Source organism: Lagierella sp. ICN-221743 (assembly GCF_037890055.1).
In the GTDB taxonomy this organism is placed as follows: domain Bacteria; phylum Bacillota; class Clostridia; order Tissierellales; family Peptoniphilaceae; genus Mediannikoviicoccus.
The window spans coordinates 37,513-54,402 of the sequence record NZ_JBBKBD010000007.1; the positions used below are offsets into that span (position 1 = coordinate 37,513).

Below are 16,890 nucleotides of genomic sequence, written 5' to 3' on the forward strand. Positions count from 1 at the left end.
AATGATGAATGGACAAAATAGGAGTTGATATAAATGAAGTTTACATCACTTTCCAGTGGCTCTTCAGGAAATTCCTTATTAATAGAAACTAACAAAACAAGAATTTTAGTAGACGCAGGCTTTACAGGCAAAAGACTGGAAGCTTTGATTAAAGACGCAGGTGTATTACCTGAGACTATAGATGCAATACTTGTCACTCATGAACACAATGATCATATTAAGGGAGCTGGCGTTATGAGTAGACGCTTCAACATACCGATTATTGCAAATGAAGAGACTTGGATAGCTATGATTAAAAAGATAGGTCCAATTAAAGACAATAATATTTTAGTTTTTAAAAATGATTATGATTTTACTCTAAGAGATTTGGATATTCATCCATTTAGCACTTTTCATGACGCTGCCAACAGCTGTGGTTTTGCAATTAATCATGGAAAAAAGAAAATATCTATAATGACAGATACAGGAACTGTAAATGAAAGAATAAAGAGACAATTACTCGGCTCAGATGTTTTGTTTATAGAGTCAAATCATGATCCAATTATGCTAATGAATGGACCTTATATACCGGCATTAAAGAGAAGAGTTGCTTCAACAAGAGGTCATTTATCAAACCTTGACTGCGCTTACACCCTTGAAGAGGTTCTTAGTGGAAATGGAGAAAAAGTTATTCTTGCACATTTGAGTGGAGAAAATAATACAGCAGAAATAGCCTATAACACAGTTTCAGATCATTTAATAGATTTGGGACTAGATATAAATAGAGATATTTCTCTAACTGTGGCAGATAGAAATGGCGTAAGTAATAGGATTGATATAAAATGAATGTTAAAGTTATAACAATTGGAAGTGTAAAAGAGAGTTTTATACGAGATGGTATAGCTGAATTTAAAAAGAGAATTAAACCCTATGCTAATCTAGAGGAAATTGAATTAAAAGAAACATTAATAACTGATGAAAGTAGTTCCAATATTGAAAAGGCATTAGATGACGAAGCTGATAAAATATTATCAAAGATTAGCAACAGAGACTATGTAATAGCTCTGGATGTTAAAGGAAGGCAATATGACAGTGAAGAATTTTCTAAAAAGCTTGAGGAGCTTAAAATTGACGGTTATAACGACTTTGTCTATATAATTGGCTCATCATATGGACTAAGTGAGAAAATTAAAAATAGAGCCAATTTAAAGCTATCTTTTTCTAAGTTCACTTTTCCACATCAGTTAATGAAGTTGATATTATTTGAACAAATTTATAGATGGATTAAGATTTCTAAAAATGAGCCCTACCACAAGTAGGGCTTATTTAGTTAAGTATTAATTCATGGTATACTAATAATGAGGTGTTAATTTGGCTGATAATGGTTTACAAAATGGCTTTTGTCCTCAAATGGTTGTAACAGAAGAATTAAAATCATTGGAAGATATTGAGAGAGCCATTATTAAAAGATATAGAAAACATATATGGTCCAAGTTTATTAAAGCTATTAAGGAATACGATTTGATACAGGATAATGACAAAATTGCCATTGCCATATCCGGTGGAAAGGACAGTTTGCTATTGGCAAAATTATTTCAAGAGTTACAAAAGAATGGCAAGAACAACTTTGAGCTGGAATTTATTGCAATGGATCCTGGATATCATGAAGATATAAGAGTTCTTTTAGAAGAAAATTGCAAATATTTAGATATTCCTGTAACTATTTACGATTCAGATATTTTTAAGGTTGCAGATAAAATTTCTTCAGACTATCCATGCTATATGTGTGCAAGGATGAGAAGGGGTTCACTATATGCAAAGGCAAAGGAACTTGGATGCAATAAACTTGCCCTGGGACATCACTTTGATGACGTTATAGAGACAAATATGTTAAACATACTCTGTGCAGGTAATTTCAAGACGATGATGCCAAAACTAAAGGCTCAAAACTTTGACGATATGGAAATTATAAGGCCAATGTACCTTATAAGAGAAGAAAGTATTATAAGATGGATGAGCTATACAGGCCTTATGCCGTTGAACTGCGCATGTATGGTGGCTGCAAAAAAGATTGGCTCAACTAGACATAGAATTAAAGATCTTATTAAACAACTTGAAGATGACGGCTTCACAAATGTTGCAATAAATATATTTAGATCTTGCGAAAACGTAGATATGGACAGAATACTTGGGTATATAAATGAAGATGGAAAACATTCATTTTTAGATAATTATTAGGAGGATATTATGAACAGTATATGCAAAGAAATCCTATCAGATTTGTACTATATAGGTGCAAATGATAGGGAAACAGAGTTATTTGAAAATATGTTACCACTACCTAGAGGGGTATCATACAACTGCTACTTGATTAAAGATGAAAAAACAGCACTTTTAGACACTATTAGAATTAATAAGTCAGGTGGATTCATTGAAAATATTAGAAATATTTTAGACGGAAGAACTCTTGACTATCTTGTAGTGCAACATATGGAGCCAGACCACTCAGGTTGCATCAAAGAAGTTTTAGAAGTTTATCCAGATGTTGTAATCGTTGGAAACAAGAGAACAAGAACCATGTTATACGATTTATTAGAACTAGAACTTTCAGATGAAAAGTTTATGGAAGTAAATAATGGAGACGTACTAAAACTTGGTAAGAGAGAACTTAACTTTGTAATGACTTCAATGGTACACTGGCCAGAGTCCATGGTAAGTTATGAACCAACTGATAAAGTGCTATTCTCACAAGATATATTTGGTGGATTTGGTACATTGGACGGAGCAATATTCGATGACCAAGCGGACTACTCAATTTACCAATCAGAAACAAGAAGATACTATGCAAACATCGTTGGAAAGTACTCAATGGTTGCTGCAAAGGCAGTGGAAGCAGTTAAAGGTCTAGATATTGATATAATTTGCCCTGTTCATGGCTTTGTATGGAGAAAGAATCCAGAAATAATCATAGAAGATTATAGAAAATGGTCAAACTACGAAACAGAAGAAGGTGTTGTTATAGTTTATGGTTCAATGTATGGAAATACAGAATCTATGGCAGACCACCTTGCACAGTTTTTAGCAGAAGAAGGAGTTAGAAATGTACAGATATTTGACTGTTCAAAGACTCACTTCTCATATATAATATCCGAAATTTGGAAGTACAAAGGACTTATACTAGGTTCAGCAACATATGACAACTCAGTATATCCAAATATGTATAATTTACTAAATCTATTGAAACACAATAAGATTAAAAACCACGCTCTTGGAATATTCGGTTCATACGGATGGAGCGGTGGAGCAGTTAAGGATATAAAGGCATTTGCAGAGGGAAGCGCTTTTGATTTAACAGAAACCATTGTAGAAGCAAGAGGAACAATGCACGAAGAGGAACTTGAAGGACTAAGAAAAATGGCTAAAGAAATGGCTGAAAAAGTTCTTGAAAAATAATAAAAAACTTAGGGAGATGAATTTCATCTCCCTAAGTAAACATATCAAAATATTCATTTTTTAAAGAATCCCTTAGATTTAAAATACTAGAAATTTCAATATTATTTTCAACAAGTATTCCCAATACATCATTTAAATTCTTATTACTTATTATTAATTCATTTTCTATTTTCAACAAATTCTTTGACTTAAGCAAATCAACAGCTTTTAAATCATTATCTGTAATTAATTTTAAAGAATCTAATGCATAAGAGTGGTATTCTATTATTTCTCCATCCTTTAAAAAAAGTATATCTTCAGTTAAATCATTTACATCATCTAAAATATGTGAGGATAGAATTATTCCTTTAGTTTCAGCTAATTTTAGCAATAGAGATTTCATTTTCTTTACAGATCCTGGATCTAGACCAGAAAGAGGTTCATCCAATAAAACATATTTTGTATCTGGAAGAATTGACAATGCTATCATAGATCGGTTTTTCATGCCTAAACTATAGGTTTTAATCTTATCATTACAAAAATGTGATACATCTGTTAGGTCCATTATCTCTTTAATTTTATTTTTAGATATTCCATATATCTTAGCAATATAATTTAAATAATCATATAAAGTCATTTCCCTATCCAAAATTGTATGGTCACCTAAAAAAGTCAAATGCTTTAGGATTTCTCTATTGTTAAAGTCTTCTCCGTCAACCATAATACTTCCCTTAGCTGAAAGTTTCTGGGATATGCAGTTTAGTAATGTTGTTTTACCTGCACCATTTGGAGCTACTAGGGCTTTAATACCTTTATCTAAATTAAAAGATACATTTGTCAAAACTTTTTTATTTTCATAGTTAAAATTTAAATTTCTAATTTCAAGCATATATTTCTCCTTAATTTTTTAATGCTAAGTAGATTCAATAAAGCTGAACAAAATATAAGTATAATCAAACCTAGAATAAAACTATATCCATTCGTACCATGATATGATCTTAGGAAACCTGAAAGGACAAAGTCACTATCTAAGTAAGTTGTAGGCAGTATAAGAGAATATTTTGTTAAAAAGCTTATAATTATCCCAATAAGAACTATGGAAAAGTAGATTCCAATAGTAGTTTTATTATTAAAAATTAAGCTAAAAAATACAAGCAATGAGTTAATCGCTAAAATTACTATGGTGGAAAATAAAGCATTTAGCAAGATGTACTTTCCAATAGAATAAAATTTGAAGCTGTCTTTAAAAGTTATTGCTACAGGATAATTAAAGTATCCTACTTTATAAAATACTCCTGACAATATAAATATTAGTCCCATAATGCTAAAATATATTACAACTCCAGGAATAAAACTTCCAACAAAAGCTTCTATATAACTTTTTGTAAAATCTTTTTTCAAAGAGATATTGAAGACTATATGATTCTTTCTCCATAAAAATATGGAAGTGAATAAAGGAATAGTTAGTACTAATAACAAGCTTAGCTTTAGATGGTAAAAATTATAAAGATTTCCAAAGGAAGAATTATCCTTAATAGTACCATAGTCTAAATATTCTCTAAATAAATAGTCTAAACTCAAATATCTACTAGAATCAAAGTTAGAAAATATTGGAGTTAAAAATGTATCAGGAATAGGAGCTTCCCTCTTCTCATATTCGCTAACAAAACTTTCATTTAATTTTAAAGTATGCTCAGAAGAAGTCATATCTTTTAAAAAAGGATTAAATTTGATACTAGAATCGTTATTCAATGTTGCTTTTTCCATATAATAATATTTTTCTGGGTCATTAAATCGATTTTTAAAAGATAAATAATGATCCAGACTCATTTTTGAATCTTCTACTATAGCTTTTTGAGTTTGTATTTCACCTTCTTCATAGTAATCCAATTCCAATTTGCTATCTTCATCAAGATTTTCTCTTTCCTCATCAGTTAGATTACGAGAAGAGTTGAATAATTCATGATAATTATCAAGAATTTTCTTTTTATTATTATAGGTATTATTATAAAGTTTGAAATTTATGTTAAAGTAATGGTTGAAGTTTTCAATATATTTTTGGTTATTTAAAGAAACTCCTCGTATAAAAAGAAGGGATATTAATAACAAATATGGAAAACTTTTAACAATAGGATATTTTACATAATAATTTAAAGTAAAAGGATTCTTCAAATAAATACCCTTTAAGTTTGACATAAAGTCTTTAATTTCAAGCTTAACAGATACAAATAAGATGATTATTGCAAAAGTAAAGCATAATGTAATAGTAATAATATTTCCTCTACTCAAACTTGAAAAATTATAATTATTTGAAAGATTAAAGAGATTTAGTTTAATTAAAGAAAAGTTTAGTAACTTAGATTTTGATATCTGTTCAATTGCTATTAAAGCTGAAAAAATTAAAACCAAAACTTTAAAATATAGTTTATTTAAAAGTTTAAACAAAAAGTTAAGAAATATTGAACAGATAGTGGCAAAAATTATGAATATTGCACCCTTATATAAAAATATATGAAATGGTTTTTCGATTATGTACACAGTGCTTCCATTTATAATCTGTGGATTAAAATAGTAGTAATCAAATTTTCCAATACCGTCCCCAAAAAGACATGTCAAAATTAGAATAAAAAACAACACACTTAAGCAAAATAAAATAAGTGTAATTATATAAAATATTAGGGATTTCAGTTTAAGTAAAAACAAATTATTATTAAGCCTTAGTGAAATTTTGTCTTGATTTAACACATATGCGCCAATCAATGATAATAGTATTAAAAGTGGGATATTAAATATTTTATTAGATTTTGAAGCAATCAATGAGTTAAAGTATACTTTATTCTCATCAATAACTTGAAAATCATTAGATTTTAGATTGTCATATCTCTTTATGACAAAGTCCATAAAATTTGAATCGAGAATGTTATATTCTTTATCAGAAGTATCTTTATAAAGATCAATAAGCTCTTTTTGTCCCTTTATGAAATCTTCCTTATCCATATCCGATGCTGGAACAGCATCGGCAAATTTAGACGCAGGAACTTCCTCACCTGAAAAAGAGGATTGAATATTTGATAACATCTCTTTTAGAGTTAAATAATAATCTATTTGTTCAATTGTTTTATTATCTTCATTTTTATAGTCAGGACTTACATTTTCATTTCGCTCAAATACAATGGAGTTTAAATCATTTTGGGATAGATTTTCTTGAAGGAAATTATAAACTTCAATTTCTAATAATAAATAGACTTCATTTTCTTTAGAAGCAAAATTATTTTTTTCTAAAGTGAACACAAAAGAACTTAAAATAACAGATATTATTAGAAGATAGATATGTATCTTGTTTTGAAAAAATCTTTTTGCAATCATAATTTCTCCTTATTGGTGGTAAGAGTAGGAAGTTTAAATATACTATCTCATACTTGGACAATCACTTATACAGTGACAGTAACCACTAAATTCGTAAGTAACCCAAGTATTATTTAAATTTACTATGTTTCGTCTTTTTAATCTACCAGCAAGAAATCCATCATTATAGCTTATATATTCAGGAATCTTTGTGCCTTTTCTATATGTTTTTTTTACAACGATCCATTTTTGATATGCTGCAGTAGCAGATTTATTTTCGTTAAGAGTTGTTTCACCAGCAAATGAAAATGTTTGCAATGGTAATAACAGTATTGCAGCTAATAATAAAATTTTATATTTAGATTTCATTTTTTTCTACTTATATATACTTCCTACTCACTACCATTAATTAAATTTTATCATGGTAAATAAAATTTATCAAATAATAAAACGAAACTGTCGAGAAGATTCCCGACAGTTTTATTTTATTCTGTTACAAGTTCAACGTCGTCCAAATAGTCAGGTAATACTAAATTATCTGGTTCTTGATCGGACTTTTTAATATTTACCGCTGCAACTTTATATTCTGCAGTCTTTGTAATTGGATCGTAAGCGTCGTTTGTAAGTTCGTTTACTGGAGACTCCCAGAAGTGGAAAGTCATCCAAAGCATACCTGGTTTAACTCTGTTTGTAACTGTTACTCTTGTCCAAAGTTTACCTCTTCTTGACTTAACTTCTATTACATCATGTTCAACTAGTCCATATTCTTTAGCAGTTATTGGATGAATTTCTGCAAGTTCACATGGTCTGATGTTGTTTAATGTATCAGACTTTCTAGTCATAACATTGTAGTGATATAACATTCTACCTGTTGCAAGTAAGATTGGATATTCGTCGCAAACTAATTCTGCAGGGTCTTTATGTTCTGCTGGCATTAATTTACCAACGCCCCTTGCAAAGATACCCTTGTGTAGGTATTTTGTTCCAGGATGTTTAATTGTAGGACATGGCCATTGTAGACCATTTTTGTCTATTCTTTCATAGGTCATACCTGCATAGGATACGGCAGATCTTCTGATGTCGTTAAATACATCTTCTGAAGTTTTAAAGTCAAATCCATTAACTCCCATAGCCTTTGCAATGTCACTAATAATCTTCCAGTCAAGTCTTGCTTGTCCAGGAGGATTTACTGCTTTTCTAACTCTTTGAACTCTTCTTTCTGTATTTGTGAAAGTTCCATCCTTTTCTGCATAGCAAGTTGCAGGAAGGACGATGTCGGCATGAGTTGCTGTAGGAGTCATAAAGATATCTTGTACAACTAAGAAGTCTAGATTGTCAAGGGCCGCCTTTACGTGGTTTGCATTAGGGTCTGATAACACTGGATCTTCTCCCATGATATACATTGCCTTAACATTGCCTTCATGGGCATTTTCAAACATCTCAGGTATTCTATAACCTCTATTTCTAGTTAATTTTGCATTCCAAATCTTTTCATATTTCTGGATGGTATCTTCATCATATGCATTGGCATATCCTGGGAAGTTATTAGGAAGTGCAGCCATATCGCAGGCACCTTGTACGTTGTTTTGACCTCTTATAGGGTTAACTCCCGCTGATTCAAATCCTATATGGCCTGTAATAAGGGCAAGGTTTGAAAGGGTCATAACATTTTCAGTACCATTTGTATGTTCTGTAATACCTAATGTATAGAAGATTCCAGCCTTTTTAGATGATGTATAGATATGGGCAGCTTCAACTAGCTTATCATAGTCTATGCCAGTTATCTTTTCAACTTTTTCTCTATCGTATTTTGAAACTACTTCTTTTAGTTCTTCAAAGCCTTCAACTCTCTCTTCGATATATTTGTGGTCAATTAGATCTTCGTCGATGATAATCTTCATAAGACCATTAATTAAAGCTACGTCAGAGCCTGAGTTTAAAGGTAGCCAAACATCTGCCATGGAGGCAAGTTCGGTTCTTCTAGGGTCTATTACAATAAGCTTACAGCCATTGTATTTAACAGCTCGTTTCATCTTATTACCAATAATAGGATGGGCTTCTGTTGCGTTAGAACCTATTACGAAAAGCACATCGGCGTTTTCGATTTCTTCAATGGAGTTAGTCATGGCTCCACTACCAAGTGTTGTTGCAAGACCTGCAACTGTAGGAGCATGTCAGGTCCTTGCACAGTGGTCGACGTTGTTGGTACCAAGGGCAACTCTCATAAACTTTTGGAAAGCGTAGTTGTCTTCGTTGGTAGTTCTTGCAGATGAAAGTCCTGCAAATGCGTCGCCACCGAATTCTTCTTTTATGTCTAAGAATTTATCTGCTATTGTATTTATTGCTTCATCCCAAGATATTGGCACAAATTCTCCATCAACTTTTTTAAGAGGTGTCTTTAATCTGTCGGGACTATTTATTAGGTCAATATGGCTTCGTCCTTTAACACATAGTGAAGTGCCATTAACAACTGCATCAGCTGCTGGAGTTACGCCAATTACCTTACCATCTTTAACATTTAAGTCAAAAGTACATCCTGTACCACAGAAAGGACAGGTTGTTCTAACCTTTTTGTCAATTTCCCAAGGTCTAGTTCCTATAAAGTGCTTGTTCACAATGGCTCCAGTAGGACATACGGATATACATTGACCACATAGTCTACAGTTGTCGTCTGAAAGCGGTAGGTCGAAACCTGCTGCTATCTTTGAGTTAAAGCCTCTTGAAACAAAGTCTATTGCAGTGGTAACTTGTACTTCTTTACATACTCTTACACATTTACCACATAGTATACATTTTGATTGATCTCTTAAAAGTACAGGGTTTCTCGCCTCTACTTCATAGTGTTTCTTTTCGCCTTCAAAAGTTGGTCTTACATCAAATTCATAAGCCAAGTTTTGAAGTTCACAGTGGCCTGTCTTATCACAGGTTAGGCAGTCTTCAACTGGATGGTTTGAAAGTAGTAAGTCAAGTACGGTTCTTCTTGTTTTATTTACAAGGTCTGTATTTGTCCTAACTACCATTCCGTCAGTTGCTGTAGTACAACATGTGGCTACGAGATTTCTAAAGCCCTCTACTTCAACGACACACATTCTACAACCACCGAAGTGGGAAAGGTTGTCGTCGTGGCATAGAGTAGGTATTCTCGCACCAGCTTGTCTACAAGCATCAAGCAGTAAAGTGCCTTCCTTAACCTGGATATCCACTCCATCAATATTGAGTTTTATCATATTCTCACCTTACCAAATCTCTCTATAACCTACGTTTATATACATTTCTTCAAGTCTTGTCTTATGAAGTTTTTCCATGTTCTTTAAATTTGTAAAGACTTCCTTCTTTTCCGGTTCATGAGCAGAATCGGACAAAGCTCCATACATTATCATTGCATCTTCTTCCCTCTTTATAGCAAGTGCTATTGCATCTGGGAAACTCATGTCTACGCTTAGTTCAGGAGCGTCAAGTGTCTCAGCGATTTCATAATCAACCGGTTCACTTAAGCTCATGGACTCCCCTTCGTTATCTCTGTAGTCTTCTAAGAATTTCTTGTGATCAAGTTCTTCATTTGCCAAGTCTACAAAAGTTTTATGAAGGAGTTTATCTTCTATTTTTTCAGCGGCCTTCATATAGAAATCATAAGATTTTTCTTCTTCGCCGATTGCAAAATCTATTACTTTTTTAAAATCTTCTCTATTCATTTTCTACCTCATCAAGTGCGTTCATCTTTTCGTAAACATTGTCTAAGTTCAAAGCCTTTGCCCAAGTAACTTGTTCAAATTCGTTACCTTCTTCATGATAAATCTTCTTATATGGCTTTTCAGGAAGGTCAACATATTCAAGTTCAGTTAAAAGTCTACCCCTTAAGCAAAGAGGTCTACCATTTTGAGGGTTTGCAGCTTCAACAGCAACAACCTTATTTCTGTCTATAATAAGTTTCATATTGCAACCATAGTCACATGATTTACATTTAACTTCTTTAATGGTTCTTTCCCAAGTTCTTCCCTTGCGGTAAGCTCTTCTGTCAACAAGAGCGCCAACGGGACATTCTACAACACATCTGTTACAAGATACGCAACCAGATTTTTCTAGGCTTGTGTCGTAGTCTGCAATTATCTTAGTATCAAAACCTCTGTTTCCAAATTGTAAAATTTTTCTATCAGGAACCACAGCACAAGTTCTCACGCATCTTCCGCATAGAATACATTTTGATTCGTCCCTTAGTATATATGGACTGGAAGTATCGGTGAAACCGGCCTTTTCGCTACCTCTTCTAGCTCCGTCATGAACTCTAAACTTAACATCATATCTATATGCAAGGTCTTGAAGTTCACAATTACCATTTTTTGAACAGGTTAAACAGTCAGAAGGGTGATTGTCCAAGTAAAGTCTTAGTAAATTCTTCCTAATTTGTACTATCTCGTCAGTTTCAGTATGAACCACCATACCTTCAGTGGCAGGTGTTGAACATGCAGTTACCAGTTTATTGAAACCTTCGATTTTAACAAGGCACATACGACATGAAGAAACCACTGGAAGATTTTTGCTATAGCATAGGGTTGGAATCTTTATCCCTACCCTTTTTGCAGCTTCTACTAAATTAGTTCCTTCTAAGACTCTTACAGGTTTATCATCAATAGTTAAACTAATAAATTTCATATTTATCACCTATTTAAAAACAACTGCGTGTTTAGGGCAAACTTCCATACAATTGCCACATTTAATACATTTTTCTTCGTCTATAACATGAAGTTTTTTAACTTCTCCTTCAATACAGTCAACAGGACAATCTCTCTTACATCTAGTACATCCTATACATGCATCGGTGATAAAGTAGTTTAATAGGTTTTTACAGTGATGAGCTGGACATGTGTGGTCAGCAACATGGGCTTCATATTCGTCTCTAAAGTATCTTAAAGTAGATAGAACAGGGTTTGGAGCTGATTGACCAAGACCACAAAGTGAAGAAACTTTAATTATTTTTCCAAGCTCTTCAAGTCTGTCAACATCTTCAGGAGTTCCATTTCCTTCGGTAATCTTCTCTAAGATCTCAAGCATTCTCTTAGTACCTTCTCTACATGGAGTACATTTACCACATGATTCATCAACGGTAAATTCAAGGAAGAATCTTGCAATATCTACCATACAAGTGTCTTCGTCCATTACGATCATTCCACCAGAACCCATCATTGATCCTAGAGCTGTTAGGTTATCGTAGTCAATTGGAGTGTCAAGATATTCCTTAGTGATACATCCACCAGAAGGTCCACCGGTTTGTACTGCCTTGAACTCTTTGTCATCTATAATGCCGCCACCGATATCGTAGATTATTTCTCTTAAAGTTGTTCCCATAGGAACTTCTATAATACCAGTTCTCTTAATCTTTCCACCTAGAGTAAATACCTTTGTACCCTTAGATTTTTCAGTACCAATTTTGTTGAACCAGTCTGCACCTCTAAATATGATTTGAGCCACATTAGCGTAGGTTTCAACGTTATTAATAAGGGTTGGTTTACCCCAAAGTCCTTCATTTGCAGGAAATGGCGGTTTATTTCTAGGGATACCTCTCTTACCTTCAATAGATTCGATAAGGGCCATTTCTTCACCACATACGAAAGCTCCGGCACCTAGTCTAAGTTCAAGGTCAAAGGAGAAGCCTGTTCCCATTATATTTTTTCCCATCAAGTTAAGCTCTTTTGCCCTTTCAATACTCTTTTCAAGCAGAGCTACTGCTGATGGATATTCTGCTCTAATGTAGATATAACCTTGGTGTGCACCAATAGCATAGGCTGCAATTGTCATTGCTTCTATAACTGAATATGGGTCACCTTCAAGGATGGATCTGTCCATGAATGCACCTGGGTCACCTTCGTCGGCGTTACAAATAACATACTTTGTATCATTTTGTGCATCACGAGTGAATTGCCATTTTAATCCGGTAGGGAATCCACCGCCCCCACGTCCTCTAAGTCCACTTTCTTTGATTTCATCTATAACTTCTTGAGGAGTCATATGATTTAAAGCCTTTTCTAAACCTCTGTAACCATCTAAAGCTATGTACTCTTCTAGAGAGTTAGGATTTACTAAGCCACAGTTTTTATGGGCAATTTTCTTTTGCTTTTTATAAAATGAGGTTTCATATATTGACTTTAAAATATCATCAGTTAAAGTTTCTTTATAGATTAGTTCTTCAACGGTATTTCCACCAATTAAGTCTTCTTCAGCTATTCTTGTTCCGTCACCTTCTTTAAGGTATGCATAGAATTTTCCGCCAGGATATACTATTGCAATTGGACCAGCTTCACAAAGGCCGAAACATCCAACTCTTACAACGTCTATGGATTTTTCTTTGCCAGCTTTTTTAATAGCTTCTCTTATTTCTGCTTCAATAATTTCTGAATGAGAAGATCTACATCCTGTATCACCACAAACAAGAACTTGTTTTTCATAGATACTGTTAACATCTTCAAAAAGATTGGACCTTAAAGCCATTTGAGGTAATGTCCTATCCTTAATTTCTAATAATTCTTTTAAGTTCATTAACTGTTCACCTCTTCTTTTTCTTTATATGAATCCAAAATCTTTTTTACGTCAGAACTTTTTAATTTACCGTAAACATCGCCGCTTATGGTCATAACAGGCGCAAGTCCACAAGCCCCTATACATCTTGTAGCTTGAATAGAGAAGTTTAAGTCAGGAGTTGTTCCACCTACTCCAATACCTAAATTGTCACAAACTTCATCTAAAATCTTTTGAGCACCTCTAACGTAACATGCTGTACCTAAGCAAACTCCAATATCATGTTTACCTTTTGGAATTAAAGAAAATTGAGAGTAGAAAGTAACTACACCATATATTTCTGCAATTGGAACACCTGTCTTTTTTGAAATTATCTGTTGAATTTCTATAGGCAAGTATCCGAATAAATTTTGGCCCTCATGCAATATGGTCATAAGAGAGCCCTTTTGATTCTTCTTTTCGTCAATAAAGCTCTCAAACTCTACCAACTTATCGGCATTTGCTTCAAAATCAAACGCAAAGCTCATATACACCCCTCCTAGATTGTGAAAATGTTTTCAAAGTAAACGTATTCATGCACGCTTAGCCTTTACTCACTACTTATATTATTTCACAAATTATGGATTTTATCAACTACCTTTAAGTAGATAAAGAACCTTGGATATAAATTAAATTGTAAATCCTGTATAATATAAAAAGAGGTGAAATATGGAAAAGTATTTTATGGCTATAGATGCCGGAACCACGAGCAGCAGATGCATATTATTTAATGAAAGAGGAGAAGTAAAATCCGTTTCTCAAAGGGAGATAAGACAGATTTTCCCCCGTCCTGGCTATGTGGAACAAGACCCTACGGACATATGGTCCACTCAGGTTGGGTGTTGTGTGGAAGCCATGTCAAAGCTTGGTATAACTTGGAGAGATATTATATCAATTGGCGTTTCAAACCAAAGGGAGACTACCATACTATGGGATAAAAATACGGGGGAGCCAGTTTATAATGCAATAGTTTGGCAATGTAGACGTACCGCCGACTACTGCGATGAATTAAAAAGACAGGGCCATGATCAGATGATTAAGGAAAAGACGGGACTTGTTCCCGATGCATACTTTTCTGCAACAAAGATAAAGTGGATTCTTGATAATGTTCCAGGTGCAAGAAAAAAGGCAGAAATAGGAGACATTTTATTTGGAACGGTGGACTGCTATCTTGTTTGGAAACTTACGGGAGGAAGAGTTCACAAGACGGAGAAGTCAAATGCATCAAGGACCATGCTCTACAATATACGAGAACTTAAATGGGATGACGAAATATTGGAGCTACTGGACATACCAAGGGCAATTCTCCCAGAGGTAGGAACATCTGCCGGAGACTTTGGATACTCAGACAAGTCATATATGGGAGGAGAAATTCCAATAACTGGAGTTCTTGGCGACCAACAGGCTTCCCTATTTGGACAAAACTGCTTTCAAAAAGGTGATTGTAAAAATACCTATGGAACAGGTGCCTTTTTACTTATGAATACTGGAGATACTCCAGTGTATTCGGACCATGGACTGGTTACCACAATTGCCTGGGGACTTGAAGACAGAGTGGACTATGCCTTAGAAGGTTCCATTTTCGTTGCAGGGTCAGCCATACAGTGGCTAAGGGATGAGCTTAGAATTTTAGATACTTCAGAGGACTCGGAGTATATGGCGTCAAAGGTTGAAGACACCAATGACTGTTATGTGATTCCCGCATTTACAGGACTTGGCGCACCGTATTGGGATCAATATGCAAGGGGTGCAATAGTTGGAATAACTAGAGGTGTAAATAAATATCACATCATTCGTGCAACCCTTGAGTCCATGGCGTATCTTTCAAGGGATGTAATTGAAGTTATGGAAAAAGATTTAAACGACAAACTCCATATTTTAAAAGTTGACGGAGGAGCCAGCAACAACAATTTACTTATGCAGTTTCAGGCAGATATTCTAGGTGTTGATGTAATCAGGCCAAGTCTTACAGAGACTACAGCGCTGGGAGCGTATTTAATTTCTGCTCTGGGCAAGGGATATTACAAAAATCTTGATGAGATAAAGCAGGCGGATATTAAAGAAGTTTCGTTTAAACCGAGTATGAGCGATGAAATTAGAATGGAAAAAATAGAAAGATGGAGAAAAGCAGTGACATATTCTCTATCTTGGGCTAAAAAATAAGAAAATTAGTAGTATAATATATAGTGAAGTAATATTTGATTTGATAAGGAGAGGAAAAAATGGCAAAAAGCATTAAAACAAACTTGGATATAATAGAATCTCTATTATATTTTTGGCAAGCAAGTAGTGAAGGGGAAAAGACAGGAGAAGACTACATTAGATCAGTAGCTTCTATGGACGACATGAAATATGTTTACAACGATGAGTTCACTGAAGAAGAAGCAAGAAGAGTTCTTTCTTCAATTTCAAATAGAGAACTTTTATCCGACACTACAAAACCAGAAAGAAAATTCTGGAACAACAATATGTGGATGATGGAAGACTTAGGATTTACAAATCTTATGGTAACACCTGTAAAGCAACTTCACTCAGACAAATTCCTAGAAGTTGTAAATAACCATCCTAACAAGGACAGATACGAAAAGATTGAAATAGTATTTGTACCAGGACATATGGACGAATACTATATTGACGGAAATCGTCTAATTATAAACTTCTTCAAGATAATGGTTGACATCTTTGACAATGAAAAAATCACCATTTCAGGAAAGCCAATGGATGACTATATTGAAGAAAAATTAATTGAATTACTAGAAAAGTAAAAAGAAAGCACTGGGTCATTGAACTGACCTCCTAAAGTTAGTTTTTGGTCTAACTTTTGGGGGTCAGTTCACACATCCCGGTGCTTTTCATTATGTTTTTCTAAATTAGCTCAATATAATTTATATCTTTATTTTTTTCGACATAGCTGTCAATAAATTTTATCTTATCTACAAATCCACGATATTCTATTTCAAATACATATCTATATTCATTTTCGTCGTTATTTACTATATTTTCCATGGTATAATTTTTGATTTTACTGTGATACTCCTCTAAAAAAGTTTCCAGTTCAGTTCTATCTATTTTGTTTCCTCTAAAATTAATTTTTAAAGTCATTATACCTCGACTTATCTTTTTATTGTTCAATAAGGTTAAAATTATAATTAGTAATCCGCTTCCAAGTAGGGATATTACATATTCACCATATCCTACAGCAATACATATACTTGCAACGGTCCAAAGTGAAACGGCAGAAGTCATTCCATTAACGGTTACCTTATTTCTAACTAAAATTAGTCCTGAACCTAAGAATCCAATACCTGAAATAATTTGAGCAGTAAGTCTAACTGTATCTGCACTTAGTACACCAATATAATCGGGATGGTTCATGTTCCATTTTATAATTTGCTCTGTCATATTTGCTTGAACTAAAGTTATTATGCATGCACCAACTGCCAGTATCATATTGGTTCTTACTCCAGCAGATGAGTGTTTTTCTCTATCAAGGCCGACTACAAATCCTATTAAAGATGATATTAAAAGGCGAATAATTATTTCAGTGGGTGTTAATACTACATCCATTTTATTCCTACAATTCCA

At 33.6% G+C, this 16,890-nt stretch carries 15 protein-coding genes; 6 read left to right on the plus strand and 9 right to left on the minus strand.

What is annotated here, in order from left to right:
- The first annotated feature begins 33 nt into the window (after nucleotides 1-33).
- The 4 genes from WKS98_RS04760 to WKS98_RS04775 all read left to right on the plus strand — a co-directional run bounded on the left by WKS98_RS04760 (nucleotide 34) and on the right by WKS98_RS04775 (nucleotide 3,432).
- A complete protein-coding gene (locus WKS98_RS04760; protein ID WP_498917358.1) occupies nucleotides 34-825 on the plus strand; it encodes an MBL fold metallo-hydrolase in 792 nt (263 codons plus the stop codon).
- Nucleotides 822-1,298, plus strand: coding sequence for a 23S rRNA (pseudouridine(1915)-N(3))-methyltransferase RlmH (gene rlmH / locus WKS98_RS04765; protein WP_498917360.1), 477 nt, complete (start codon nucleotides 822-824; stop codon nucleotides 1,296-1,298). The genes WKS98_RS04760 and rlmH overlap by 4 nt, the downstream gene beginning before the upstream one ends.
- A gap of 91 nt (nucleotides 1,299-1,389) precedes the next feature.
- Complete coding sequence (locus WKS98_RS04770) at nucleotides 1,390-2,217, plus strand: tRNA 2-thiocytidine biosynthesis TtcA family protein (protein WP_498917438.1); 828 nt, start codon at nucleotides 1,390-1,392, stop codon at nucleotides 2,215-2,217.
- A gap of 9 nt (nucleotides 2,218-2,226) precedes the next feature.
- A complete protein-coding gene (locus tag WKS98_RS04775; protein WP_498917362.1) occupies nucleotides 2,227-3,432 on the plus strand; it encodes an FprA family A-type flavoprotein in 1,206 nt (401 codons plus the stop codon).
- Between the two features lie 31 nt (nucleotides 3,433-3,463).
- On the opposite strand, the gene WKS98_RS04780 is transcribed toward WKS98_RS04775, so the two are convergent.
- From WKS98_RS04780 to WKS98_RS04815, 8 genes are all read right to left on the minus strand, one after another.
- Nucleotides 3,464-4,300, minus strand: coding sequence for an ATP-binding cassette domain-containing protein (locus tag WKS98_RS04780; RefSeq protein ID WP_498917363.1), 837 nt, complete (start codon nucleotides 4,298-4,300; stop codon nucleotides 3,464-3,466).
- Nucleotides 4,279-6,777, minus strand: a complete 2,499-nt coding sequence (locus WKS98_RS04785; RefSeq protein WP_498917364.1) for a hypothetical protein — start codon at nucleotides 6,775-6,777, stop codon at nucleotides 4,279-4,281. The genes WKS98_RS04780 and WKS98_RS04785 overlap by 22 nt, the downstream gene beginning before the upstream one ends.
- A 42-nt stretch (nucleotides 6,778-6,819) precedes the next feature.
- Nucleotides 6,820-7,125, minus strand: a complete 306-nt coding sequence (locus tag WKS98_RS04790; protein WP_498917366.1) for a hypothetical protein — start codon at nucleotides 7,123-7,125, stop codon at nucleotides 6,820-6,822.
- Nucleotides 7,126-7,241: 116 nt separating this feature from the next.
- Nucleotides 7,242-9,983, minus strand: a complete 2,742-nt coding sequence (gene fdhF, locus WKS98_RS04795; protein WP_498917367.1) for a formate dehydrogenase subunit alpha — start codon at nucleotides 9,981-9,983, stop codon at nucleotides 7,242-7,244.
- Nucleotides 9,984-9,992: 9 nt separating this feature from the next.
- Nucleotides 9,993-10,448: a ferritin family protein gene (locus WKS98_RS04800; RefSeq protein WP_498917369.1), complete on the minus strand. Its 456-nt coding sequence runs from the start codon at nucleotides 10,446-10,448 to the stop codon at nucleotides 9,993-9,995.
- A complete protein-coding gene (locus WKS98_RS04805; protein ID WP_498917371.1) occupies nucleotides 10,441-11,406 on the minus strand; it encodes an NADH-quinone oxidoreductase subunit G in 966 nt (321 codons plus the stop codon). Before WKS98_RS04805 ends, WKS98_RS04800 begins: the two co-directional genes overlap by 8 nt.
- 9 nt (nucleotides 11,407-11,415) lie before the next feature.
- Nucleotides 11,416-13,239, minus strand: a complete 1,824-nt coding sequence (gene nuoF / locus WKS98_RS04810; protein WP_498917440.1) for an NADH-quinone oxidoreductase subunit NuoF — start codon at nucleotides 13,237-13,239, stop codon at nucleotides 11,416-11,418.
- A 47-nt stretch (nucleotides 13,240-13,286) separates the two neighbouring features.
- Complete coding sequence (locus WKS98_RS04815; RefSeq protein WP_498917373.1) at nucleotides 13,287-13,793, minus strand: NADH-quinone oxidoreductase subunit NuoE family protein; 507 nt, start codon at nucleotides 13,791-13,793, stop codon at nucleotides 13,287-13,289.
- A gap of 181 nt (nucleotides 13,794-13,974) precedes the next feature.
- Between WKS98_RS04815 and glpK the strand changes: the two genes are divergently transcribed.
- Both glpK and WKS98_RS04825 read left to right on the plus strand, forming a co-directional pair.
- Nucleotides 13,975-15,468, plus strand: a complete 1,494-nt coding sequence (glpK, locus tag WKS98_RS04820; RefSeq protein WP_498917374.1) for a glycerol kinase GlpK — start codon at nucleotides 13,975-13,977, stop codon at nucleotides 15,466-15,468.
- Between the two features lie 59 nt (nucleotides 15,469-15,527).
- A complete protein-coding gene (locus tag WKS98_RS04825) occupies nucleotides 15,528-16,070 on the plus strand; it encodes a TDE2712 family protein (RefSeq protein WP_498917376.1) in 543 nt (180 codons plus the stop codon).
- A 100-nt stretch (nucleotides 16,071-16,170) separates the two neighbouring features.
- Here the strand turns inward: WKS98_RS04825 and WKS98_RS04830 are convergent, their stop codons facing one another.
- Nucleotides 16,171-16,872 (minus strand): MgtC/SapB family protein, encoded by a 702-nt coding sequence (locus WKS98_RS04830; RefSeq protein WP_498917378.1) that lies wholly within the window; start codon nucleotides 16,870-16,872, stop codon nucleotides 16,171-16,173.
- Between the last annotated feature and the right edge of the window lie 18 nt (nucleotides 16,873-16,890).